The sequence below is a fragment of the Actinoplanes sp. NPDC048791 genome, from assembly GCF_040650095.1.
In the GTDB taxonomy this organism is placed as follows: domain Bacteria; phylum Actinomycetota; class Actinomycetes; order Mycobacteriales; family Micromonosporaceae; genus Actinoplanes.
Genome location: NZ_JBEZGQ010001737.1, coordinates 1 through 1,050, shown reverse-complemented (window position 1 = coordinate 1,050; position 1,050 = coordinate 1). Strand labels below are relative to the sequence as shown.

2 pseudogenes are annotated in these 1,050 nt (G+C 73.7%); both read right to left on the bottom strand.

What is annotated here, in order from left to right:
- A pseudogene (locus AB0C29_RS50070) lies at positions 1–473 on the bottom strand (hypothetical protein); the annotation flags it as partial.
- A 77-nt stretch (positions 474–550) separates the two neighbouring features.
- Positions 551–1,050, bottom strand: a pseudogene (locus AB0C29_RS50065) (AMP-dependent synthetase); the annotation flags it as partial.

Below are 1,050 nucleotides of genomic sequence, written 5' to 3'. Positions count from 1 at the left end.
AGCAGGTACTCGTACAGGGCGGCGCCGAGGTTCGCGCCGATGAGGAAGACCAGGGCCTGGCCGGAGGTGATCGAGTCGGTGAGCGCCGCGGCCCCGAAGGCGCCGAGGTAGTACGGCACCTCCTTGGCCAGCTCGGTGCCGACGTATCCGGCCGCGGCGGCCACCCGGTGCGCGCGCACGCCGGCCCGTCGCCGCCGGGCCACCTCGTACGCCACCTTGGACAGGATGTTGGTGCTCGTGCCCGTCGTGGTCAGCAGCGCCCAGTTGGCCCGGACGTTGGCGTGCAGGCCCCAGCCCCAGGCGGCGTAGCTGAGCAGCAGCAGGGCCACCAGTCCCGGCGTACCGATCGGGGTGAGAAGTCCCGAGGCGACCGCGGCCGTGCCCACCGCGGCGGCGAGCGCGTCCAGTGCGTACGTCGACGCCACCGTGGCGCCGAGGCTGACCACCCAGCTCAGCAGTCCCCCGCGTGCCATGGGCGCCCCTCTCGCCGCGGGCGCCGGCCGCACCCGAACATCTGAGTGCGGCCGGGCCGCCGGAAATACCAAGGTCGTCACGGACGGTGGGCCCGTTCCGCCTCGACGAGCACGCGGCGCAGCAGTTTGCCGGCCGGGGAGCGCGGCACCGACTCGGTGATCCGCACCGCCCGCAACCGCTTGTACGGCGCGACCCGCTCGGCGACGTACGCGAGCAGTTCCTCCGCCGTCGCGGCACCGCGCAGCGCCACATACGCGACCGGCACCTCGCCGGCGTCCGGGTCGGGCCGCGCCACCACAGCCGCGTCGGCGACCGCCGGGTGGGTCAGCAGCAGGTGTTCCAGCTCGGCCGGCGCCACCTGGTAGCCCTTGTACTTGATGAGTTCCTTGAGCCGGTCGACCACGTACAGGTAGCCGTCCTGGTCGAAGTAGCAGAGGTCACCGGTGTGCAGCCAGCCGTCGACGTCGATGGTCCGGGCCGTCGCGGCCGGGTCGTCGCGGTAGCCGCGCATCAGCTGCGGGCCGCGTACCCACAGCTCGCCGGTGCGGCCGGCGGCCAGGTCCGTGTGGCTGCCGG